General features: G+C 66.5%; 24 protein-coding genes. 4 read left to right on the top strand and 20 right to left on the bottom strand.

Translation table 11 applies throughout. The features are described from left to right. Positions 1–304 precede the first annotated feature (304 nt). The gene (locus HLH48_RS12700; protein WP_246387292.1) at positions 305–2887 is read right to left on the bottom strand and encodes an EAL domain-containing protein; all 2583 of its coding nucleotides are present in this window, start codon (positions 2885–2887) and stop codon (positions 305–307) included. A gap of 612 nt (positions 2888–3499) precedes the next feature. On the opposite strand from HLH48_RS12700, the gene HLH48_RS12695 reads away from it, so the two are divergent. Together HLH48_RS12695 and HLH48_RS12690 are read left to right on the top strand one after the other, a co-directional pair. Continuing rightward, entirely contained in the window at positions 3500–4597 is a 1098-nt protein-coding gene (locus HLH48_RS12695; protein ID WP_246387291.1) for a hypothetical protein, read from the top strand. After that, complete coding sequence (locus HLH48_RS12690; protein WP_182997879.1) at positions 4590–4775, top strand: hypothetical protein; 186 nt, start codon at positions 4590–4592, stop codon at positions 4773–4775. Before HLH48_RS12695 ends, HLH48_RS12690 begins: the two co-directional genes overlap by 8 nt. 13 nt (positions 4776–4788) lie before the next feature. On the opposite strand, the gene HLH48_RS12685 is transcribed toward HLH48_RS12690, so the two are convergent. Continuing rightward, a complete protein-coding gene (locus tag HLH48_RS12685) occupies positions 4789–4983 on the bottom strand; it encodes a hypothetical protein (RefSeq protein ID WP_182997878.1) in 195 nt (64 codons plus the stop codon). A gap of 187 nt (positions 4984–5170) precedes the next feature. Here HLH48_RS12685 and HLH48_RS23560 point away from each other — a divergent pair, with 187 nt between their 5' ends. Beyond that, on the top strand, positions 5171–5305 hold the full coding sequence (locus HLH48_RS23560; RefSeq protein ID WP_264812515.1) for a hypothetical protein: 135 nt from the start codon (positions 5171–5173) through the stop codon (positions 5303–5305). 122 nt (positions 5306–5427) lie between these two features. Continuing rightward, entirely contained in the window at positions 5428–5649 is a 222-nt protein-coding gene (locus HLH48_RS12680) for a hypothetical protein (RefSeq protein ID WP_182997877.1), read from the top strand. A gap of 39 nt (positions 5650–5688) precedes the next feature. Here the strand turns inward: HLH48_RS12680 and HLH48_RS12675 are convergent, their stop codons facing one another. From HLH48_RS12675 to HLH48_RS12590, 18 genes are all read right to left on the bottom strand, one after another. Continuing rightward, positions 5689–5967 (bottom strand): hypothetical protein, encoded by a 279-nt coding sequence (locus HLH48_RS12675; protein ID WP_182997876.1) that lies wholly within the window; start codon positions 5965–5967, stop codon positions 5689–5691. A gap of 124 nt (positions 5968–6091) precedes the next feature. Further along, positions 6092–7186 (bottom strand): glycosyltransferase family 4 protein, encoded by a 1095-nt coding sequence (locus tag HLH48_RS12670; protein WP_220795105.1) that lies wholly within the window; start codon positions 7184–7186, stop codon positions 6092–6094. An 11-nt stretch (positions 7187–7197) separates the two neighbouring features. After that, positions 7198–8022: a UDP-2,3-diacylglucosamine diphosphatase gene (locus tag HLH48_RS12665; RefSeq protein ID WP_182997875.1), complete on the bottom strand. Its 825-nt coding sequence runs from the start codon at positions 8020–8022 to the stop codon at positions 7198–7200. A gap of 78 nt (positions 8023–8100) precedes the next feature. Further along, positions 8101–8421, bottom strand: coding sequence for a hypothetical protein (locus HLH48_RS12660; RefSeq protein ID WP_246387290.1), 321 nt, complete (start codon positions 8419–8421; stop codon positions 8101–8103). Continuing rightward, complete coding sequence (locus HLH48_RS12655; RefSeq protein ID WP_182997874.1) at positions 8421–9068, bottom strand: cytochrome c oxidase subunit 3; 648 nt, start codon at positions 9066–9068, stop codon at positions 8421–8423. The genes HLH48_RS12660 and HLH48_RS12655 overlap by 1 nt, the downstream gene beginning before the upstream one ends. Beyond that, complete coding sequence (ctaD, locus tag HLH48_RS12650; protein ID WP_182997873.1) at positions 9061–10686, bottom strand: cytochrome c oxidase subunit I; 1626 nt, start codon at positions 10684–10686, stop codon at positions 9061–9063. Before ctaD ends, HLH48_RS12655 begins: the two co-directional genes overlap by 8 nt. A 4-nt stretch (positions 10687–10690) precedes the next feature. Continuing rightward, on the bottom strand, positions 10691–11656 hold the full coding sequence (gene coxB, locus HLH48_RS12645; RefSeq protein WP_182997872.1) for a cytochrome c oxidase subunit II: 966 nt from the start codon (positions 11654–11656) through the stop codon (positions 10691–10693). Continuing rightward, the gene (locus HLH48_RS12640) at positions 11653–12435 is read right to left on the bottom strand and encodes an SCO family protein (protein WP_182997871.1); all 783 of its coding nucleotides are present in this window, start codon (positions 12433–12435) and stop codon (positions 11653–11655) included. The genes coxB and HLH48_RS12640 overlap by 4 nt, the downstream gene beginning before the upstream one ends. Then, positions 12432–12824 (bottom strand): hypothetical protein, encoded by a 393-nt coding sequence (locus tag HLH48_RS12635; RefSeq protein ID WP_182997870.1) that lies wholly within the window; start codon positions 12822–12824, stop codon positions 12432–12434. The genes HLH48_RS12640 and HLH48_RS12635 overlap by 4 nt, the downstream gene beginning before the upstream one ends. Further along, positions 12817–13857, bottom strand: a complete 1041-nt coding sequence (locus HLH48_RS12630; protein WP_182997869.1) for a hypothetical protein — start codon at positions 13855–13857, stop codon at positions 12817–12819. The genes HLH48_RS12635 and HLH48_RS12630 overlap by 8 nt, the downstream gene beginning before the upstream one ends. Further along, a complete protein-coding gene (locus HLH48_RS12625) occupies positions 13854–14336 on the bottom strand; it encodes a c-type cytochrome (RefSeq protein ID WP_182997868.1) in 483 nt (160 codons plus the stop codon). Before HLH48_RS12625 ends, HLH48_RS12630 begins: the two co-directional genes overlap by 4 nt. Beyond that, positions 14333–14845, bottom strand: coding sequence for a DUF3341 domain-containing protein (locus HLH48_RS12620; RefSeq protein ID WP_182997867.1), 513 nt, complete (start codon positions 14843–14845; stop codon positions 14333–14335). Before HLH48_RS12620 ends, HLH48_RS12625 begins: the two co-directional genes overlap by 4 nt. Then, the gene (nrfD, locus tag HLH48_RS12615; protein WP_264812512.1) at positions 14842–16146 is read right to left on the bottom strand and encodes an NrfD/PsrC family molybdoenzyme membrane anchor subunit; all 1305 of its coding nucleotides are present in this window, start codon (positions 16144–16146) and stop codon (positions 14842–14844) included. The genes HLH48_RS12620 and nrfD overlap by 4 nt, the downstream gene beginning before the upstream one ends. Positions 16147–16202: 56 nt before the next feature. Next, positions 16203–19034: a 4Fe-4S dicluster domain-containing protein gene (locus HLH48_RS12610; protein ID WP_182997865.1), complete on the bottom strand. Its 2832-nt coding sequence runs from the start codon at positions 19032–19034 to the stop codon at positions 16203–16205. Further along, entirely contained in the window at positions 19022–19675 is a 654-nt protein-coding gene (locus HLH48_RS12605) for a cytochrome c3 family protein (protein WP_182997864.1), read from the bottom strand. The genes HLH48_RS12610 and HLH48_RS12605 overlap by 13 nt, the downstream gene beginning before the upstream one ends. A gap of 149 nt (positions 19676–19824) precedes the next feature. After that, on the bottom strand, positions 19825–20613 hold the full coding sequence (locus tag HLH48_RS12600) for an ABC transporter ATP-binding protein (RefSeq protein WP_182997863.1): 789 nt from the start codon (positions 20611–20613) through the stop codon (positions 19825–19827). After that, positions 20610–21614 (bottom strand): FecCD family ABC transporter permease, encoded by a 1005-nt coding sequence (locus tag HLH48_RS12595; RefSeq protein ID WP_182997862.1) that lies wholly within the window; start codon positions 21612–21614, stop codon positions 20610–20612. Before HLH48_RS12595 ends, HLH48_RS12600 begins: the two co-directional genes overlap by 4 nt. Beyond that, entirely contained in the window at positions 21611–22456 is an 846-nt protein-coding gene (locus HLH48_RS12590; protein ID WP_246387289.1) for an ABC transporter substrate-binding protein, read from the bottom strand. Before HLH48_RS12590 ends, HLH48_RS12595 begins: the two co-directional genes overlap by 4 nt. Between the last annotated feature and the right edge of the window lie 3 nt (positions 22457–22459).

The raw sequence follows: 22459 nt of genomic DNA, 5'->3' as shown, positions 1-22459 counted from the left end.
CGACGACCACGCGGAAACCCCACCCCACGCCAAAACCGCAATCAACCCACCCAGAAGAGCAAGCATCAGCCATCCGCACAGGCGCACAAGCCCCGCAAATATCCGGTCGCCGATCTCTGCGTGTTCGTTTCGTCCCACCGGAGCCAGGTCCGGGGATCGCGGCATCCGCTGCATTCATCTCTTCCCGATGCCGACCTTCAATCCGTTCATCCAATACATTTCGCCCCCTCGGGCTTCAATCGGACAGGATCGGCAGGGCAATTAAGTTTTTATGACATCCGGTGGCACAGGCACAAAACGCGCGTCAGGCCACCGGCAGCCGCACCAGCGAGGCCGCATGCGACTGGTGCCACGTCCGCACCCAATCCGGCAGTTGCTCGGCTTCCAGCGGATGGGAGATCAGGAAGCCCTGCACGGCAGGGCACCCCACTTCGTCCAGAATCTCAAGCTGCCGCGCGGTCTCGACCCCCTCGGCCACGATCGACATGCCCAGATGGCGCCCGATCCCGACAACCGCGTTGACGATCAGGCGGCTTTCCTCGACCCGGTCCATCCCGTCCACGAAGCTGCGGTCGATCTTCACTTCGCTCAGCGGCAGATTGACCAGATTCGCCAGCGTGGAAAAGCCGGTGCCGAAATCGTCCATCGACAGGCCGACCCCCAGCGCGCGAATCGCCCGCGCCGCCGCGATCGCGCTGTCCAGGTCGGCGATCATCGTACTCTCGGTCATTTCCACCATCAGGCGGCTGGCTGGAATGCCGGTTTCCCGCAGGATGCCGGCAATCATCGACGGCAGGCCCGGCTCGCGGAAATGCCGCGCGGACAGATTGACCGAAACCGACGGAATCCCGACATCGTCGGCCATCCATCGTGCCATCTGCCGGCAAGCCAGCCGCAACGCCCACTCGCCCAGCACCTGGATCAGGCCGGATTCCTCGGCCAGCGGAATAAAGCGCACCGGCGGGATCTCGCCACGCGCCGAATCATGCCAGCGCGCCAGCGCCTCGACCCCGTGGATGGCGCCGGTACGGGGCGAAACCTGGGGTTGATACACCAGGCGCAACCGCTCGGACGCCAGCGCCGTCCCCAACACGCTACTGAGAATGAGGCGGTCGTGCGCCCGCAGGTTCATCGCGGGACTGAAGAAGCGATAGCAATTCCCGCCCGCATCCCGGGCGCGGGACACGGCGATCCGCGTGTTGCGCAGCAGCGTATCGACGGTGCCCCCCTTCTCGCCGCCGGCGCAGATGCCGATGCTGACCCCCGAGGTCACCGGCACGCCGTTGATGACGAACGGAACCGCCATGGCCCGCACAACGGCTCCGGCCAGCACGGCCGCATGATCGACGGCCTGGAATCCGTCGCCGTCCGGGCAGCAGCCTGAGCCTCCGGGCGTCCGACCGCACCCCGTCACGATCGAAAACTCATCATCGCCGGTCCGGGTCAGGGTACCATCGTTCCCCACCGCCCGCTTCAGCCGCCGGGCGACCGTCTCCAGCAATTCGTCCGCGCCGGCCCCTCCCAGCCCATCGCGGATCGTCCGGAACTGGTCGAGATCGACCGCGATCAGGGTCAGGCCACACCATCCCGGCCTGTCCTGCAAGCCGGCCAGATGGTCGCGCAGCCAGGTCCGGTTGGGCAGGCCGGTGGCCGCATCGTAATGCGCCAGTTGCGCGATTCGCGCCCGCGCGCGCTCCTGCTCGACCGCCAGGGTGCAGAAATGGATACAGGCATCCACGACCCGACGATGCCACAGCGTCGGTTCCCGCCGATCCCGGAAATACAGGGCCATCGTGCCGACAACCGTGCCGTCGCGCATACGCACCGGCACCGACCAGCACGCGATCAGTCCCAGCGGACGCACCGCGTCGCGCAGGGCCGGCGTCCAGCGCGGATCGGTCTCGATATCGGAGGTCAGGACCTCATGGCCCGAACAGATCGCGGCGCCGCAGGTCCCCACCATCGGTCCGACGATCATGCCGTCGCAGGCCAAGGCAAACGATTCCGGCATCGCGCCCCTGCCCGCCATCCAGGCCGTTCCCTCCTCGGTGACCAGGATGATCGACACCAGCACATCCGGCGAGATCGCCTCGATCCGCCGGCAGATCAGCAGCATGACGTCATTGAAATCCGTGGCGCCGCTCAGGGCCGTCGTCACGTCCTGGCGCAGGCCGCGCAATGCCATCGCCTGGGTGTTGTCGGCCAGGATGACGATGACATCGCCACTCGCCGCGCCATCGTCACGCACCGGGCTGACGGCGGTACTCAGCCAGATCTCGCACCCCGCGCGCGACCGTGCCCGCAGGTCGATCTCGAACGCCCTGCGGGCACGCAGATTGTAGCGGAATTCGCGCAGGACCGACATGTCGCTCTCTTCCGCCGACAGGACGACCGAGACATCGCGCAACAGGACATCGTCCGAACGATAGCCCAGCAGATGTGTGAAGGCCGGATTGACATAGGTTATCCGGTCCAGGCCATCGAGGACCATCACACCGCGATCGGTACGATTGACGACGGCGGAGCAAAGATGCCCCGCCTCGCGCCGACTGACGTCCGCCGTCACGTCCCGCAGGCTCACGACCCAGCCCGCGGCGCCTGGCGCACCCTCGCGCGCCACGGCCGCTTCCACCCACAGGCCCGGCGAACCAGGCCGAAAGAGCCGCAGTTCGCGACGGCCCGCGCCCAACGTCAGGTCCAGCGCCGGCACCATGGCGCGCGCCGGTTGCCCGATCCACGATTCGGCCCGTCCGCCGCACATCGCCACGGCGGCGTCATTGACGAACGTCACCTTTCCACCGTCGTCGACCATCACCACGCCGTCGGCCAGCGCGTTCAGGACCGAAGAAAGAGATGACGGCCCACCCTGCAACGCCGGCTCCCTCATGAAACATTTCTCCACCCTGGCGATCCTCTCGCACAGAACATTCAGGACCGCCTGGAGACGCTCGCGGCGGCTGTCGCACCCGACCTGCCACCCGAGCGTTTCTTATGCCACGCTACCGGTATCCCGCAATGTTCGACGGGTCGCCCGCGCACACTTTCTCCACATACCAGCCATACACCAAGTAAAAATGCCCCACGACATAGCTCAATACACCCCACGCCACTTTCGCGTACGGGCCAGCGAACCGACATGGAACGTCGCAATCGCCAATTGAATTCGTCATATTGTTGAGATTTCTCGCTCGCCATCAAATTCCGTCCGATTTTATTTAATTATCGAAACATTTATGCCAAAGAAACTTGTCATCTATACGTAGAAAAATCACTACCTACCGCATCATTAAAATCACAAAAGTAAAAAAATTATCATATTGTTTTCCATTCATGTCAGTTTCAATAAAACTTTTTCAATCTCGACAAATGTCAACAAAGCGTATTTACGTCCTTCCGAATATCTTCCCGCCCAATTATATTGTGTCATAGTATGTCGTTCTCTCGTTGAAGCGAGGCGCGAAGGGATATGGCATACGGGATCATCGGCAGGAACCGCTTCATGCCGTCCGGACTCGCGCAGGATGGAACGCGCTGGATCCTGCCGCTGCATGTCACGCTGCTGCTGCTTCTGGCAGCCGGAGCCCAGCCGCTCGGCGGAATCGACCGCGCGATGTGCCAATGGGATTGCGGCTGGTACGAACAGATCGCGCGCAACGGATACGATATGCCGCCGCGCTGGACCTCCGACGATTACGGCCAGGCCTCCTGGGCGTTCTTTCCGCTCTATCCGTTGCTGCTGCGGGCCATGATCGACCTGACCGGCCTGGGCGCGCACGCGGCCGGCCTGGCGATCGGCGCCATCCTGTTTCCCGTGCTCGTCCTGCTCGCCGCAACCTATATGCGCGACCGGGTGGGTGACGACGGGGCGAACGGTCCGTTTCGCACGGTGATGTTCCTGATTCTACCCACCGGCTTCTGGTTTCGGCTTCCCTATACGGAATGCCTGTACGGCGTGCTGCTGCTGGGGATGCTGATGGTCCTGGCGCGGGGGCGGACATTGGCGGCCATGCTGCTGGCGGCCCTGCTATGTCTGACACGCCCCACGGGCCTGGTCTGCGTGATCGTCGCCGCCCTGTTCCACGCCTTCGCTCCCGGCATGCGCGCCCCAGGCGCCGGCCGGCCGACCCGCCTGGTCGAAGGCGGGGTGGTGATCCTGGCAGGCGGAACCGGCCTGGCGTCGTTCATCTTCTTTCTCGACCACCTGCTCGGCGACGGGCTGGCCTTCGCCCATGTGCAGGCCGCGTGGGGGCATCAGCCGCATCTGCCATCCTTCTGGATCGGCTACGGTTTCACCCACCGCCGAACGCTGCATCTGGCCATTGCCGCGCTGCTCGAAATCGGACTGATCGGCTGGGGACTGCGCATCGGCTGGCGCATGGAAAGCTGCACGCTCCTGGCGACCTTCCTGCTGGCCGGCAGTGCTGGGATCATGTCGATCCATCGGATCGTGCTGGGCAACCCGCTTGCCGGCATGCTGCTCACCATCATGGCCGATCGAGCCCCCCCAAGCTGGCGGCGGTGGCTGATCCTGCTCTGCCTGGTACTGGATTGCGTGTTCGCGGACAGTTGGCTGCATGGGAGGCGCTTTCTTGCCTGAACGCTCCCGGCGCGATGGACGCACACGCCTGCTGGGGCTGGCGATGCTTGGCCTGCTCTGCGGCCTGGTCGACCTGGCGGGGCTATGGCGCGCCACGCACCCCCATGTCGGAGCGGCCTATCGCCAGCTATACCTGACGCCGGGCGGGATCGTGAACGGCACGACCCTGCGACAATAGAAGCGTCGCCCCGTCAGCCGGGACTGGCAGGCGGAGCCGCGCATTTGACATAACGCCCCTTTTCATCGCGGCATTTGGCGGGTTTCGGCTTGGGGCAGGTCGTAAACTTGCCCTTGGCATCCCGGCACGGCGCGGCGGCGGAAACCGGCGCCGAAACGCCGATCAGCGCAATGACGGTAAGGCTGGAAAGAAGCAGGCGCACACGCATATGAAACCATCCTTGTCGCAGCGGTCGGGCCGGCAGCATGCCAGCGTTTCCCGGCACCCGGCAAGAAAATCTCCCCGCCGGATCGTGCGGATGTGATCGCGGAACACGCCTTGTTCCCCAGGCAGGACACCCCACGTCCTCCGGCACGAAGACGTCGTGCAGACGACCTTCGGCAAGGGAGGCAGCCATGACCCATACGATCACCCGCGGCGTCTCCGCCGCGCCACCCCGTTCAATCGGCTACTGGACCGTCATGGTCGGCGGGATCGTCGCCCTGATCGTGCTCTATGCCGGCGTCCTGCTGTTCGGACAGGCCTGGTAGCAGGGCCGTCCCACGATATCCGGCAAAACGCAGCACATCGGGTCGTTCCCGGGTTTGTGTCTGAACTTTGCTGGCGGTTCCGAGTTCCCCCTCCGGAACCCCTGAGGTGGAGGGCCTCGTCGATGGTATACGCAGCCGGAATCATCGGGCATATCCTCATCCGCGACTGGATCGCGACCAGGCGGCCCGCCTGCGCCGCCGATCGCCATGGCCGTTCGCCGACATCACCAAGGCGCGTCACCTGGACGGGCGACCAGGCCAGGTCTCGGCCCGGCTACGTCGCCTCCATGCGCCAGATGTCGGCGGACCTGTCGCGCCGCGTCGCATTCCGCCGGCAACGATAGACGCCCGGTCGGACATCGCCGGACGAATGGACGTGGCGGTCAATGCACGGGCACGCCCGCCGTAGTCAGGAGCGCATGAAGCAGGATCAGCATCAGCACCAGGCCGATCAGGACGGCAAACACACCCCCGAACAGCCGGAAGGCACCGATCGCGAGACTGACCAGAAGAATGATCAACAGCGCGGTCTGCAACTCGCCCACGATGCCCACACTGGCCAGGATCTGCCGGGCCAGATGCTCGATCGCGGCAACCGCCGTCAGGATCAGGCCGAACAGACCCACCAACAGGCCCGTAACAACGGCAATGATGCCTTCCATGACGATCGGTCCTTCCACACGGCGCCGGGACGACCCTCGGCATCCGGCTCCGTTACGGTGTTTTCAGCCTGCGGTCCATCCGCGCGGACCCCATGCGGCCAAAACGCCGCGCCGCGTCGACCGTTCACCGCGCGACGCGATTCCCCGCGCCGGGGGGCCGCTGGGCCCGGATTACCGCGCCCAGGAACATGCGCGCGCAGGCCTCCCAACTGAACCGCGCGGCATAGGCGCGGCAGGCGGCGCGATCCGCCCGCAAGGCGGCCAGGATATTGCGGCGCAGGTCCGGCCCGATGGCACCGACCGCCGAGATTCCCGGCGGCAGGATGTCGCGCGGCCCCGTCACGTCGAACGCCGCGACCGGCACGCCGCAGGCCAGCGCCTCCAGGATCACCAGCCCGAACGTGTCCGTAAGGCTGGGAAACACGAACACATCGCTGGCGGCATACGCTGCCGCCAGGTCAGCGCCGGTCAGGTAGCCGGTGAACAGTACACCCGGATAGCGCGCGGCCAGCGCCGCCCGGTCCGGCCCATCCCCCACCACGATTCGGGTACCGGGCAGATCCAGCGACAGGAACGCCTCCAGATTCTTCTCTACCGCCACCCGCCCGACATACAGAAGATACGGGCCGCGCACCCCATACCGGCCATGCCAGTCGATCGCGACCGCATCGGGGTGAAACCGGTCGGCATCGACGCCCCGGGTCCAGCATTCCAGATGCGCGAATCCCCGTTCGCGCAGATCCTCGAGCAGGCTGGCGGTCGGAACCAGCGTCAGCGCCGCCGCGCCATGGAACCAGCGCAGGAACCGATAAGGAAGCCTCGTCGAGAACCCGGTACGGACATGAATATATTCCGGAAACCGCGTATGGAACGACGAGGTGAAGCACCGCCCGTTCCGCCGCCCCCAGCGCCGCGCGGCCAGGCCCAGCGGCCCCTCGGTCACGATATGGATCGCATCCGGCTGAAAGGCTTCGATCAGCCGCGCCAACCGGCGGCCGGGCAGCAGGCACAGCCGGATTTCGGGGTAAGTCGGGCACGGGACGGTACGAAACAGGTGCGGACCGATGATGTCGACCGTATGCCCCATGTCGGTCAACGTATCCCGCAGGCGCGAGAGGGTGCGCACCACACCGTTGACCTGCGGATACCAGGCATCGCTGATCATCAGAATGCGCAGGGGCGTTTCCAGCGGGACGTGCTGCGACAAGGCGGCAACCATGCCCCCGTCACTCACGCACCGGCGAACAGGCGCGATGCCAGCGGCGCAGGCGCCGGGAACCGGTTGCGGACGTCGGTCACATCCAGCAGCTCCATGCTGCCGTCATGATGCTCGACCAGCGCGCTGCAACTTTCGACCCAGTCGCCGTCGTTCATGTACACCACACCCCCCAGATCCTTGATCACGGCATGATGGATATGGCCGCAGATCACCCCATCCATGCCCCGCCGCCGCGCCTCGTCGGCAACCGCGGTCTCGAACCGGTCGATGGCCATGACCGCGCTCTTGACCTGCTGCTTCAGCCATTGCGACAGCGAACGGTAAGGCAGGCCCAGCTTGCGCCGCGCCAGGTTGAACCAGCGGTTGACGATCAGAGCCAGCGTATAGGCCCGGTCCCCCAGCATCGCCAGAAAGGGCGCATAGCGCACCACGCTGTCGAATTCGTCCCCATGCAGAACCAGGAATTTCCGTCCGGTCGCGGTCACGTGCTCGGCCTCGCCGCACAGCCTGATGCCGGCGACTTCAAGTTCATGCGGCAGCCAGCGACGGAACATCTCGTCATGGTTGCCGGGGATATAGATGATCTCGGTCCCGCTGCGCCCCATGCGCAGGATCAGATTCAGCACATCGTCATGATGGCTGTTCCAGAACCACGACCGCTTCAACTTCCAGCCGTCGATGATATCGCCGACCAGATACAGGCGCTGGCAGGTCAGATTGCTCAGGAATTCCGCCAGCAGGTCGGCCCGGCAATCGCGCGTTCCAAGATGCACGTCCGAAACAAAGACGGCCCTGTAGCTGGCGGATGCGAGTCGATCATTGAGAATCACGTTCATCGCAAGCAACCTACCCTGATGAAGGACGCGCCTTGTCTAGCCGTATCCGACTATTTCTTCCGTGTATCTTTCATGAAACTATCCGCCCTTCGTCTGGCCTGCCGCGCCCCCGCGCACGACGGGACCATATGCAGCGGCTCCGGCCACCGGCACGACGGTGCGGGTAAAACTGTCCAGGCTGCCCAGCGCAAGCAGGATCGTCAGCCAGAACAGCCCGCCGAGCGCGAAGATGATCGCAAGCGGCGGTCCGCGCAGGATCCGCATGAAGCCCAGCACAATGACCAGAACCATCAGGATCGCTGCCACGCACACGGCGGCACCGAAACCCGCCCGCGCGGCCGCCAGCTCCGCCGCCAGCAGCAGGACCAGCATGCCCCAGCAGATGCCGATGCGCGCCATTACGCCCGCCCGATCAGATACAGCAGCGGGAACAGCAGCATCCAGACCAGGTCGACGAAGCTCCAATACAGTCCCACGACATCGACGGGCGTGCTCCATGCCGCACTGAACGCCCCCTGATGCGCCTTGCGGCCGATCCACAGGATCAACCCGATTCCGACCACCATGTGCATCCCATGCAGGAAGGTCGCCAGGAAATAGAAGCTGTAGAACAGTTCGGCGGCTCGGGCATTCGGGCCATGAAGCGCGAAATGCGGTCCCGGAAACAGGTTCTCGCTGAATTCCTGCCCCCATTCCACGCCCTTCAGCACCAGAAACGCCAGACCCAGCACCGCGGCCCCGAGTCCGAACCGCATCACCCGGCGATTGTCGCCGCGCCTCCCCGCTTCCACCGCCATCGTATAGATTGCGCTGCTGGTGATCAGGACCAGCGTGTTGACCGCCCCGATCGCCAGGTTCGTATGGCGCACCCCCTCCGCCCACCCGTCGGCACGCGTCTGCGAATAAACCAGGCAGACCAGGAACAGACCGCCGAACAGCAGCGTCTCGCTGGCCAGGAACAGCCACATGCCGGCAATCGCCGTCTCGTCGCGATGCAGGGTCGTCTCATACGGCGCGTGGCGGTCCAGGACGGCACCGTCAGACATGATGCCGCCCTCCCGCGTCCGCGACGCCGGTACGGGCATCCATGTCCCCGTAATCATAGGCATCGGTGGTCACGACCGGCGTCTCGGCGAAATTCTCCACCGGTGGCGGCGACGAGGTCCGCCATTCCAAGCCCGTCGCCCCCCACGGATTGTCGGGCGCGCGCGCGCCGCGAAACAGCGACCAGGTAAAATAGACCAGCGGCATCACGTAAGCGACGGCCAGGATGCCCGCTCCCGCTGAAGACAGCACGTTCAGAACCTGGAACTGCGCGGGATAGGTGGCATAGCGGCGTGGCATGCCCTCGAATCCCAGGATGAATTGCGGGAAAAAGGTCAGGTTGAAGCCGAAGAAGATCAGGGCGGCGGCCAGCCGTCCCCAGATTTCGGGATACATCCGCCCGGTGATCTTGGGCCACCAGTAATGCAGTCCGCCGAAATAGGCCGACACCATGCCGCCGACCATGATGTAGTGAAAATGCGCCACCACGAAATAGGTCTGCGTCAGATGCACGTCGGCGGCCAGCGAGGCCAGGAACAGTCCGGTCAGCCCCCCCACCGTGAACAGTCCGATAAAGCCCAGCGCATAGAGCATCGGCGCATCCAGCCGGATGGAGCCGCCATGCATCGTGCCCAGCCAGTTGAAGACCTTGATGGCCGATGGCACCGAGACGAAGAAACTGAACATCGAAAAGACGATCGCGGAGTAGAGCGACTCCCCCGCCACGAACATGTGGTGCCCCCACACGATGAAGCCGATCGCCGCGATCGAGACCGATGACCACGCCACGAAGCGATAGCCGAAGACCGGCTTGCGGCAGAAGGTGCTGACGATCTCGCTGACGACGCCCATGCCGGGCAGGATCATGATGTAGACGGCCGGGTGGGAGTAGAACCAGAACATCTGCTGGAACAGCAGCGGATCGCCGCCCAGCGTCGGGTCGAACACCCCGACCCGGAACAGCCGTTCGAACGCCAGCAGCAGCAGCGTGATGCCCAGGACCGGCGTCGCCAGCACGAAGATGATGCTGGTGGCATACAACGCCCACAGCATCAGCGGCAGCCGGTACCACGTCATCCCCGGCGCGCGCAGTTGATGGATGCTGACGATGAAATTCACTCCCGTGGCGATCGAGGAAAAGCCGTTGAGGAAGATGCCCAGCACCACCGGCAGCACCCTGCCTTCGGAATAATCCGACGAAAGCGGGGTATAGAAGGTCCAGCCAGTCTCCAGCCCGCCCCGGAACAGGCCGTAAAGCACCAGCAGCCCCGAAGCCACGAACAGATACCAACTGACGAGGTTGAGGCGCGGAAACGCAAGGTCCCGGGCGCCGAGCATCAGCGGAACCAGGAAATTGCCCAGCGTGACCGGGATCGACGGCACCAGGAACAGCCACACCATCACCACGCCATGCATGGTGAACACCCGGTTATAGGTCGCATCGGACAGGATGGTACCCGCCGGCTCCAGCAATTGCAGCCGGATCAGCGCCGCGCCGATGCCGCCCAGCGCAAAGAAGGCGGTGATCGACCCCAGATAGAGCAGGGCGATCCGCTTGTGGTCGCGCGTCAGCAGCCACGATCGCAGGGTGCCGTCCTGCCAGAGATAGCTTGCCGACATCGCGTCAATTCCCAGTGTCTGGAGGAAGGGCGGGCGAGAGAGTCTGCAAATAAGCGACCAGCGCGGCCAGATCCTCCTCGCCCAGCACACCGCGGAAGGACGGCATTTCAGTCGCGAACGAGGCCCCCTGCCGTCGCGGCGAATCAAGGATCGCATCGTGAAGGAAGGCGGCATCGGCCACGATCGCATGCCCGTCCGCCAGCACCACCCGGCTGCCGTACAGCCCGACCATCGACGGCGCCCGGCTGGCATCCGCCGCATCCGGGGCATAGCGGCTGGAGGCATGGCAGCCGCTGCACCCGCTGCGGATGAACAGGGCCTCGCCCTCCATCGCCAGGCTGCCACTGGCCGGAACATTGTTCAGCCAGTCCGCATAATCCGCGGCATCCAGCACCGTCAGCGTGCCTGTCATGCGGGAATGGCCCACCCCGCAGAATTGCGTGCAGTACAGACGGAACGATCCGGTCCGCGTCGCGGTGAACCACAGGCTCTGATATCGGCCGGGCAATACGTCATGCTTGATCCGCAGGGCGGGGACCGAGAAATCATGGATCACGTCTTCCGACGTCATCAGTAGGCGTACCGGCCGGCCCGCCGGCACATGCAGCGCATTGATCTCGCGCTGGCCACCCGGATACTGGATCTTCCACATCCATTGCTTGCCGGTGACATAGATCTGGATCGCATCGGCCGGCGGCCGGAACCCGACGACATAGAGTTGCGTGGCCCAGAGAAACAGGCCGAAGAAGATCACCAGCGTCGCCGCGGTCCAGGCGATTTCGAACCACCAGTTCTTATGTCCGGCGGCGGCCCGCGCGACGGCCGTCGTCCGGCCGGCGCGGAAGCGCATCACGTTCAGCACCATCAACCCGAATACCAGCCCCAGCACCGCCAGACTGATGATCGTCAGACCGGCCAGCAGCAGGTCGATCCGCGCGGCATGGGCCGAGGCTTCGGGCAGCCAGCTCATCGCGCCCTCCGCCCATGCGCCACGCCCAGCAGGGTGCCCAGCCCCAGCACCGTCATCAGCCCGCCCAGTTGCAGCAACTTGCGAATGGCCAGGGTGTAGCGTCCGGTGGCGGCATCATAATGGAAGCACAACAGCAGGATCGGCGACGCCTCGACACGCTGGCCCGCAGCGGCCCGCGCCAGAGCCTGGCGGACATCGCCGGCGCGATACCCCACGCCCAGCACATAGCCCGAGACCACGCCGGCCGGTGTCGTGAAGACCAGTCCCATCGGGTGGAGATACTGCTTCAGCACGGGATCATACCGCGCATGGAACCCCACCGCATCGGCCAGACGCCGGATCGACGCCGCCTCCCCGACCAGAAAGTGCCATCCGCGCTCCGCGCCCGGCGTGGCATGGCGGTCCAGATCGTCCTGCCGCGCCTGGCGGGCCAATGGCGCGGTTTCGGCGGGGTCGATGCTGACCACGATCAGCGTATAATCGTCGGGCGTCTTCAGGCCGCTGCCATCCAGCGCATGCAGCAGGTCTTCGCGTTCCAGCGCGCAGAGATTGGGACACTCATAATAGCCGATCGACAGGATCGCCGGACGGCCATCGACGAACGCGCCCAGTGGCAGGGTGCGTCCCGCCGTGTCGGTGAAGCGCGCATCCAGCGGCAGCGCCGCCCCCTGGCGCTGGGTGAACGCCAGGTCCCGCATCGTGCCCGCCCACGCCGGCATGGCGATCGCCAGGATCAGCACCGCCATGATGGCGCGCCCGATCATCTTCCCCGACGTCATGGCCGCCCCGCCCCCGCGCCGGGCCAATCGGGAACCCCCTCACGTACCACCTGCCGCATCGCCTGGCCGATCGGCACGTGAGCCACACCCTGTGCGCGGTCCACCCATCCGAAACTCTCCAGCCGCGCCATATCCGCCGCGCCAAAGGCCGCCATGTCGGCGGCCGGATCGCTCTGTAGGGCGGGCGCGGCCATCGGCGGTAGCGGCGTGACCAGCAATCTGTCCAGACTGCGCTGTGGAAACAGGAGATTGGCCGCCACCGCCAGCATCACCAGGACCACGCCCACTCCAAGACCCGCGACCAGGACGGGACGAACCGCAACATCCCGTACCTCATGCCGAGGACGGGGAAAATGCGGCGACACGACCGGGGCGGGATCGTCACCCATGGCTCACCTCGCGCCGCATCGCGCGGATGCAAAGCGCCGCCCCGGCGGCCGCGAACACCGATAGCGACGCCAGCGTCAGCAGGATCGAAACCGACGCCGTCCCCGGCAGCACCAGCCACAGGTTGCGCGTCACCTCCATGACCACCAGCAGGCCCGCCGCGCCCAGGACGGCCGGGCGCCGCACCTGCAACGGCGCAAGCATCAGCAGCGCGAAGGGCAGCAGGAAATGCAGCAGCACAATCCCGACCGCGACCGCGCCCCACCGGCCATGAAGGCGCGGGCCATACCAGGCAGCCTCCACCGGCAGGTCGGACTGCCAGATGATCAGGAACTGCATGAAATCCAGATAGGCCCACAACACCGTCAATCCCAGCAGCAGCCGGGCCAACACGCGCAGCGCGCGCCGCTCGGTTCGCGGCGGACCTGCCAGCAGAACCAGCAACGTGGCCAGCGCCAGCGCCAGCAGGCCGGCGCCGGCGGCGGCAATCAGTCCATAGGCACTGGAACTGAAACCCGGATCGAGCGATTCCGTCAGATCGATGGAGGCGAAACTGAATGTCAGGGCCAGCAGGATCAGCCCCGCCGGCGCGATGCGCGCCAGCCCCTGTCCTCGCAGGCACAGCACCCCCAGCACGCCCCAGATCGCGGCATAGAGCGCGATCCGAAGCAGGGCGAAAGGCGGGTTCAGATAGAACCGGTTGGCAAGATGCGCGGCGACGCCCTCGTTCAGCCAAGGATAAAGGTCCCCCGCCCCAGCCAGCAACACAGCCAGCGCCGGCACTCCCAGCGGCAGGGTCGCCACGCCGGCGCGCAGGGCGGGAAGCAGGATCTCGCCCCAGCGTCCGCCCGTGAGCGCATGGGTCAGGATCAGCGCCATGCTGCCCAGCGGCCAGCCCAGCCATCCGGCACACGCCCCCAGCCACGGGCGGTAGACCGCATGCGGCATCCAGACCAGCCCGGCCAGCACCGCCACCCCTGCCAGCGCGGCGATCGCCCATGCGGCGCCTTCGATGCGGAGCCGGGTCCGGATCATCGCGTGGCCTGCTGTTCCGGCGTCAGGTCAGACAGCATCATGTGCTGGCTGATCCGCAACGCATGCACATAGGCAACGACGGCCCAACGATCGTCCGGCGCGATCCGTTGGGCGAAACCATACATCACACCCCGACCATCGGTTATGACGTCGTAGATACGCTGCGGCCCGTCACTGGCCAGCCGCGGCGGCGCGGGGAAGCCACGCTGCACGATCATCCCGTGCCCATCGCCGGTTTCCGCATGACAGGGCGCGCAGAAGACGTGATATTCGGTCCGTCCACGCTCCAGCAGCGCCATCGTCACCGGCGGCACCGGGGCGGATGTCTCGCCGTACTGCACCACGCCGGCCGGAACGTCGCCAGGCGCGGTCGCGCGGCTGGCATACGGGTTCTGCTTCTTCTGCCTGGTCATGTCGTCGCAGCCCGCAACCAGCAGTACGGCCGCGAGTCCGAAGACGATCGCAGGACGCGGCGTCATTCCGCCACCTCATCGATCCCGATCGGCGCGTGACGGGCCAGCACGCGACGCGCGCGGGCGCTGTCGGCGGGGCGCACGACCAGCACATATGAACCCAGCATGGCGCCGCGCAGGCACGCGGCCTCATCGACCGGGTCATACAGGCGCGGCATCCCGGCCAGCAGCAGAAAGCCGGCCATGCCGGCCACGACCGCGCCCAGAACCGCCAGTTCGAAGGTCGCGGGCACATAGGACGGCCAGGACAGATCCGGTCGGCCGCCGACATTCTGCGGATAACTGACGGTCGTGGCATAGGCCTGCATCAGAAAGCCCCCCACGCCACCCACGATCCCGCCGACCAGCATCACGGCCGGGAGGATCGAGCCGCCCGTCGCGCCGTCCTCGCCTTCCCCCTCGGCCGCGCACGGTTCCATCGCCATGTAGGTTTCGATGAAGCCGGGATCGCCGCGCCGCATTTCGGCCGCTGCCTCCCGCATCCCCGCTTCGGTGGCGAAGGCCGCGACGATCATGCCGTCCCTCCCCGCAGCATCGCCCGCATTTCCGCCATCGCCACCACCGGCATCAGTCGCACGATCAGCAGAAATGTCGTCAGGAACAACCCGATCGTGCCGAAAAACAGGCTCCATTCCCATATCGTCGGCGTGTATTGCCCCCAGGAAGACGGCATCTGCGTACGCGCCAGACTGGTCACGATGATCTGGAACCGTTCCAGCCACATCCCCATCAGCACGCCCAGCCCGATCCCCCAGACCAGGGGCGGCGTCAGCCGCGCCGTACGCCACCACAGCAATTGCGGCAGCAGGATATTCAGGACGATGGTACCCCAGTAGACCGGCGCATACAGGCCGAAGACACGCAGGACGAACATCGTCCGCTCCGCCGGGTCCGGCCCATAAAAGGTGGAAAAGCCATCCATGAGGTAGGCATAGGCGACACACAGCGAACTGGTCAGGAACAGGCGACCCAGCACATCGATATGCCGATCCGTCACATAGGCCTGCAACCCCAGCAGCACGCGCAGCGGCAGAATGGCCACCAGCACGACCGCAAACCCCGACAGGGCCGCACCGAACACGAAGAAAGGCGGAAACTGCGTGGAATGCCAGCCGATGGCGGCACTGCCCGCGAAATCCATCCCCACGATGCTGTGGACCGACACCACCAGCGGCGCCATCAGCGCGGCCATGACGGCATAGACCGCACGATAATGCCGCCACTGCCGACCCGATCCCCGAAAACCCAAGGCGAGCACGCCGTAGAATACGCGCAGCCCCTGGCTTTGCGCCCGGTCGCGCAAGGTCGCCAGATCCGGCAGCAACCCGAAATACCAGAACAGGGTCGACGCCAGAACATATGTCAGGATCGCGAAGAAATCCCATACCAGCGGACTGCGGAACTGGGCCCACAACCCCATCGTGTTCGGATAGGGAAACAGCCAGTAGAAGAACCACGGCCGGCCCAGATGCAGGATGGGAAAGATCGCGGCGCACAAGGCCGCGCACAGGGTCAGGCTTTCCGCCAGCCGATTCAGCGCCGTGCGCCATTCCACCCCCAGCAGGAAGAACAGCGCGGAGATGAACGTTCCGCCCGAGGCGATGGCGATCCACCAGACGTAATTGAGAATATCCAGGCCCCAGACGACCGGCCAGTCGATGCCCCAGATGCCCAGCCCGGCATAGAACAGCCATCCCACCGAGATCACGCCCATTCCCAGCAGTCCCAGCGAGAACGCGAATGCCCCCCACCACCAGAGCGGGCTCCAGGGCCGCGCGCCTTCGCGCAGCGTCACCGCGCTGATGCGTTCAGTCACCGACTGCGCGGTCTCCCCAGCGGCAATGACAGCGGGGACGATGACAGCCGGGGCGCTCATGTTTCGAGCGCCGGGTTCGGGTTACGGATGCGCGCCTCATACGTCACGCGCGGACGCGTACCCTGCTCGGACAGCACGGCATAGGTCAGCGGACTGGCCTTGCGATGCCTGACGGCAGCGTCTGGATCGTTGATGTCACCGAAGGTGATGGCCTGCGTCGGACAGGCCGCCTGGCAGGCCGTCGCCACCTGTTCGGCCACGCCGTCCCGGTCCGCCGCAATCCGTGCCTGCGCGATCCGCTGTACGCAGAAAGTGCATTTTTCCATCACCCCGCGCCCGCGCACCGAAACGTCCGGATTGCGGCTGACCGGTGGCCGGCGCTCCTGCTCGGCAAAGGCGAAGTAGTTGAAACGCCTGACCTTGTAAGGACAATTATTGGAACAGAATTTCGTGCCGACGCATCGATTGTAGACCATCAGATTCAGGCCCTCCGAATCATGCATCGTGGCGCCCACGGGGCAGACCGTTTCGCACGGCGCCTGTTCGCAATGCATGCAGAGCATCGGCTGGAAGAACGTATCCGGAGCCTCCTCCGTTCCTTCATAGGCACGATCGATCCGCAGCCAATGCATCTCACGCTGGCGCAGCACCTCGTCGCGCCCCACCACCGGCACGTTGTTCTCCGCCTGGCACGCGGTCATGCAGGCATTGCAGCCGATGCAGGCATTGAGATCGATGCTCATCCCCCACGCCACCGGCGCACCCGGGTCCCGCCGATAAAGCGAAGCGATCGATGCCGCATCATTCCGCGCGACACCGAGAAATCCGGGTTCCTGCCGAAACCGCGCCAGCGTACCGTGTCGCACGATGTCGGAAGGCCTGTCGGCAACCAGGGTGGCATGATGTTCGGTGCAGGCCACATCCACGCTGCGGCCGGTAGCGACAATCCGCACCGCCCCCACACCATCGCGCAATGGATAAAGATCGGCGCCGACCCCATCTCCCGTTTCTCCCGCATGCCACCGCCCCGACCCCAGCAGCCCGACCACGCAGCCCGCTGCCTGCCCCGGCTGCACCCAGACCGGCAGCACGGCACGGCGCGCGCCCACGAAGAGTGCCACTTCATCCCCGTTGCGCAGCCCCATTGATCGCGCCAGATCCGGCGGAACCAGCAGCGGATTGCCCCATACCGTCTTGCTGAGCGGCCGGGGCAATTCCTGCAACCATGGATTATTCGCCTCGCGCCCATCCCACAGATGCGGGTCGGGCCGGAGCAGCAGCGTCAGGTCCGCAGGCCCCGCGCCGGGCAGGACGCGCGGCATGGCGGGCGCGATCGCCGCGTCGAGCCGCGCGCTGGCGGTGCCCGGAACAACCCCGGCGGCCAGCGCCGCGCGCCAGTCGCGCTCCGACGCCAGACGGTCCCGCCACACCTGCAGCACCAGTTCCCGTGCCGGGCGTACGACGTCGCCGGCGCAGAACCGCAGGAGGGCCGCGGCGGTGGCTCCGCCATAAAGCGGCATCGCCTGCGGCTGTAGGATCGTCGCCGTACCATCGTCGGCGCGCGCATCCCCCCATGCCTCGAACCCATGCACCAGCGGAACATGCCACCGCGCCGCCCGTGCCGTCTCATGCGGCCGGTCGGCCAATGCAACGCTCAGGGCCACGCGCGGCAGTGCCTCCGCAAAACGCGGCACCTGATAGACCGGATTGACGTCCAGCATCAGCAGCGCGCGGACGCGACCCTGTTCCATATCGTCCATCAGGTCGGGCAAGCCGGAAAGCGGTTGCGCCGGGCGATACTCGGCCGGCTCGAAGACATCGAACACGCCGCCCCGGCCACCCAGCGCCTCGTTCATCGCATGGACCGCTTCATGGGTCCGCGCCCCGTAATCGGGACCGAGATGGATCAGCGCCCGCCCACGATGCGCGCGCAGATCGTCCACCACGGCCCTCAGCCAGTCCGGGCCGCCGGACGGCTCCTCGTTGTGCAGCAGCGAAGCCGCCAGCCGTCCGATAACCTCCTCGCATCCGGCGGGCGTCGCGATAAAGCGATGGTCGGCCGCCACCCCCGTCAGGCCCGGCGTCGGCTCCAAGGCATACAGGCGGCTCATCGGCCCCCGCACCGGATTACGCCGCCCGGCAAAGGCCCTGGCATGGCGCAGATGCCCAGGCGCGCTGTCCAACAGGTCGCTGTCCACGGCCAGCGCGACATCAACCTGCCGCAGATCCGGTATCACCATCGCCGGCCGCCCATAGGCCGCGGCCGCGCCCTCCCGCACCGCATCGCGCCCGATGGCGTCCCATCGATGCCAGACGGCACCGGGATGCGCCGCCAGCAGCGCCTCGACCGCCGCTCCCAGCGTGGGCGAGGTGACCGTTCCGGTCAGGACGCGCAGACCTGCCCCCGCGCCACCCGGCACCGCGCGCAGAGCCTGGAGGGCCGTCGTCACCTCCTGCCACGCGGCGGGCATGCCGTCATGCAGCGGCCCGCTGGCCCGGTCGGGATCATAGAAATCCTGAATCTCGGCCTGCGCGAACAGGTCGGTCGCCCCGAGGCTGGACGGATGTCCGGGATTGCCTTCCACCTTGATCGGTCGCCCCATCTGGTGCGTGACGAGAATGCCGTTGGCATACCCATCACGGACATGGGCACTGGCATAAATATTGGCTCTCCCGGGAACCACCCCCGGCGCCGCCCGCACCGCCGAGACAAACCCGCGATCCGGCGTCCCGGGATCGCATCCCGCCAGTCCGCCGCCGGCCAAGGCAAGCGCCAGCAGTTTCAGCGTCCGCCGCCGATCCAGCGGATGCGCCAACGCCTGTTCCAGGTGCGGGAAGCGCCTGATCCAGTCCCGTTCGTCGCCCGGAATCCCCTTCAGCGATGGCATATCGAGCACTCCGTCAGGTTTCGCCCGCCGATATGATAGGCACGCATCAATTCCGCCGGAGACGGCGTCGCATGGTCGGGACGCCAGTCCGTGTCATAGACATGCGCGAGCGGGCGCAGGTTCGGCCCCGGATTGCGATGGCAGTCCAGACAGAACTGCATCGTCAGCGTCTTCGCCTTGAAGGTCAGCGGCATGCGCGCCACGTCCCCGTGGCAACTCGCGCACCCCACGCCTTTCGAAACATGGATGCTATGGTTGAAGTAAACGTAATCCGGTATGTCCGTCACCCTCACCCAGACGATCGGTCTGTTTGCCATCAGACTGTCGCGTACCGGCGCCAGCACGGCGGCATTGGTCCAGATCTGCGAATGACACGTCATGCAGGTGTAGGTCGGCGGCAGGCTGGCCTGCGCGCTGCGCTCCACGCTGCTGTGGCAGAAGCGGCAATCGATCCCCAATCCCGCAACATGATGCTGGTGACTGAAAGGAACCGGCTGCTGGATCACCCACCCGACATGCCGGGCGTAATCCGATCGCGGCCACGCAAACCACCACAGACACAGCCCCGCGACGGCGCCCATGGCCCCCAGCATCGCCACCGCGGCGATGACGTTGGCCCGTGGACTGAATATAGCCGCCATGGGCCATTTTCCACCTTGCAGGCCGGGGCGGACCGATCCGCCCCGGGCATCGTTCCCCCCACGAACGCCTCCGGAACGACAAACGATCCCATCACGTCGCGGTGACCTGCGGCAATCGATCGAACACAGCTATATTTTTCGCGTATTTTTCACGAAACCCGCTGCTCATCCGCCTGGCAGCCACCGGTCAGGCTCCAGGGCACGATCGCGTCGCCCACCCGCCGCACGGTCACGCCATAAACCGCCCGCATGGTCGCATCGGTCAAAATCTCCGCCGCCGTCCCCTGCGCCACGACCCGCCCGTCCCGCATCAGCACCAGCCGGTGACAGAACCGCCCGGCCAGCGTCAGGTCGTGCAACACCACCGCCACTCCCACCCCTGCCCGCCCCAGCCGGTCGAACGATGCCATCACCGCAAGCGCATGCGCGGGGTCCAGCGCCGCCACCGGCTCATCGGCAAGCAGAAAGGACGCTTCGACCGCCAGGGCCCGCGCCAGCCGCAGGCGGGCACGCTCACCGCCCGACAACTGGCTGGCCGGCCGGTCGCGCAGATCCAGCAGTCCGGTTTCGGCCAGCGCACGGTCGACCGCCGCGCGATCGCGCGCCCCGTCCCGCGCCGCGCGATGCGGCAGACGCCCAAGAGCCACCAGGTCCTCCACCCGCATCGGCGGCGTCGGCTCCCCCTCCTGCGGCAGAAAAGACAGGCGCCGGGCCCGGTCGCCCGGCGTCATCCCCGCCAGTTCGCGGCCTTCCAGCATCACCTCGCCCTTATCAGGGCGCTGGATGCCGGCCAACGCACGCAGCAGCGTGCTCTTGCCCGCGCCATTGGGACCGATCACACCGACGACTTCCCCGGGGGCCACCGCGACCCCCGCCTCATGCAGGACCGTCCGCCCGCCCAGCACCAGCGTTACCCCACGCGCAACGAGGCCAGTCATGCCTGGCTCCGCCGCATGGCGATCACCCGGTGGAAGAAGACCGGCGCCCCGATCAGTGCCGTCAACACACCGATCTGGATCTCGGTGGCACCGGACAGAAGCCGCACGGCCGCATCGGCCAGCAGCAGCAGCAGCGCGCCCCCCAGCGCGGAAGGCAGCAGCAGGCGCGCGGGCTGATACCCTGTCAGCGGCCGCAGCAAATGCGGCACCACCAGCCCCACGAAGCCGATCGCGCCGCTGACCGCGACGCAGGACCCGACGGCGACGGCGGTGCCCATGACCACCCGGGTCTGGACGCCCCGCAGGCCGCGCAGGCGAAACCCCATGCTTTCCGCCACCTCGTCCCCCAACGCCAGCGCATCCAGCGCCCGCGCCGTCGTCAGCATCAACAGGCAGCCCGCGATGGTGCCCGGCAGGCTGATCCACACATCGGTCATGGTCCGGTCGGTCAGCGACCCCATGACCCACCGCATGACCTCGTAGGCCGCATAAGGGCTCGGCATCAGGTTCATCGCCATGGCCGTCAGCGCGGCGGCGAAACTGCTCAGCGCGGCCCCCGCCAGCAGCAGCACCAGCGTCCCGCCCTGCCCGACCAGCCCCAGCAGCAGCAGCACCGCCAGCAGCGCCCCCGCCAGCCCCCCCGCCGGCAGCAACAGCGCGGACACGCCGGCCAACCCGGTATAGAAGACCAGCACTGCCCCCAGCGCCGCGCCGCCGGACACGCCCAGCAGACCGGGATCGGCCAGCGGATTACGCAGATAACCCTGCATCACCGCCCCGCTCAGCCCCAGCGCCGCTCCGATCGCAATCCCGAGGATCGCCCGAGGCAGCCGCAACTGCCCGACGATGATCGCCCCCACGCTATGCCGTCCCGCCAGCAGATCGCGCAGCGCCGCAGGCAGCGAAACGGGGCTGTCCCCCCACACCAGCGACAGGACCAGCATCGCCAGCACACCCGCCGCCAGGGCGGCGATCAGCGGATAGTCGCGGCGGTCGATCATCGGGAATCCTCCAGCAGCTTGCGGGCCGCGATCAGCCGATCCAGCGTATCGAGCGTCTGCGGCAGGCCACACAGCCACATCCGGTCGGGCAGCGTCAGACGGTGCGGCGGCGGAAACGCGTCGCGCAACGCCGGATGGTCCAGCACCGCCTGCGCCATCGACGTGCCGACATCGGAGCGCGCGACGATCAGCAGGTCGGGCGGCCGGGCCAGCAGATTCTCCAGCGGCAAGGCGAGCGCATGCCCCCTCTCCGGTTCGTTCGCCGCATTGCGAAACCCGGCCCGTTTCAACATGTCGTCGGCCAGCGATCCCTCACGGGTCACGAAGCCATTGGCGGCATAGATCACCGCCGAGGGGACAGCCCCGCTATCCGCGGAAACAGGATAGGCCGCCAGACGAAACATGAACGCATCGGCCAGTGCCCGCCCCCGAGCCGGCACGCCCGCCGCCTTCGCCACGGCCATGATCTGGTCCGCGACATCCGCCAGCCGCTCGACGGGGTCGAACAGTGCGACCGGCACGCCCGCCTGACGCACCGCCTGCAAGGCGATGACCCGCGTATAACGCCCGCCAACCACAAGATCGGGCTGCGCCGCCACCACGGCCTCGGCCGTGGCGCGAATGACGGGAACCGATCGCGCCTCGCGACACATCACGGAATAGGCGCAATCCCGCGCCAGTGGCGACAGACCCGCAATATCGGGGGCCGGCACCAGTTGCAGCAGCAACTGGTCCGTACACAGGTTCAGCGAAACGATCCGATGCCGGGGCTCGGCCCGGGCCCCACCCGCCAGCATCACCACCAGCAGCATGACCGCCAGGCCGCGTCCCCGGACCGGCATCGC

The organism is Gluconacetobacter sacchari (assembly GCF_014174255.1).
GTDB lineage: Bacteria > Pseudomonadota > Alphaproteobacteria > Acetobacterales > Acetobacteraceae > Gluconacetobacter > Gluconacetobacter sacchari.
This window is presented reverse-complemented; position numbering and strand designations above follow the sequence as displayed.